Raw genomic sequence first — 721 nt, 5'->3', positions numbered from 1 at the left:
CGCGACAGCACCGCCGCCCAGGCCGCCAGCACCGTCATGAACAACGTCGTGCCATGCTGCCGGCTCAGCCGCTTCAGCCGCCGCGTCAGATCCGCATCGATAACGATCGGAACCGTCGCCCCGGCAAACGACTGCTGGGCCGGCCGCACGCGGTCCGTCGGCAGCGCAAGACGGGCCGGGGCGCCTGACAGGGCGTTGCGCCAATACTGCGCCTGGCTCTGCAGCCGTTCCCCCGACAGCCACTGCCGCTGCCAGGCGGCATAATCCGGATATTGGATCGCAAGCGGCGGCAAAGGATCGTCCTGTCCAGCCTCGAACGCCCGGTAAAGCTGACTCAGTTCACGCATCAAGACGCCCATCGACCAGCCGTCGGAGACGATGTGATGCTGGGTCAGCTGGAAGACGTGCTCCTCATCCGCCAGCCGGATCAGACGAGCGCGGATCAGCGGCCCGCGCGACAGATCGAACGGCGTGCGCGCCTCTTCATGGCACAGATCCGAAAGCACAGCCTCAGCATCCGGCCTGTCCCGCAGATCGTGCTCGAGCACCGGCAGCCCCGCATCCGGCGGCAGGACCTCAACCCAGGGCTTGCCCTCCGGCGCGACAAAGACACTGCGCAGCGCCTCATGACGTGCAAACAGACGGTCAAGGCTGCGCTGCCAGGCGACGCGGTCGAGCACCCCCCGCAGCCGCAAGGCCAGCGGAATATGATAGTTGGTGC

At 67.1% G+C, this 721-nt stretch carries 1 protein-coding gene; it reads right to left on the bottom strand.

The features are described from left to right. Window positions 1–721: condensation domain-containing protein (locus tag NKH89_RS35680; RefSeq protein WP_352912060.1), on the bottom strand; the 721-nt coding region annotated here is incomplete at both ends.

It is taken from the genome of Mesorhizobium sp. M0923, assembly GCF_040319365.1.
Classification (GTDB): domain Bacteria; phylum Pseudomonadota; class Alphaproteobacteria; order Rhizobiales; family Rhizobiaceae; genus Mesorhizobium.
This window is presented reverse-complemented; position numbering and strand designations above follow the sequence as displayed.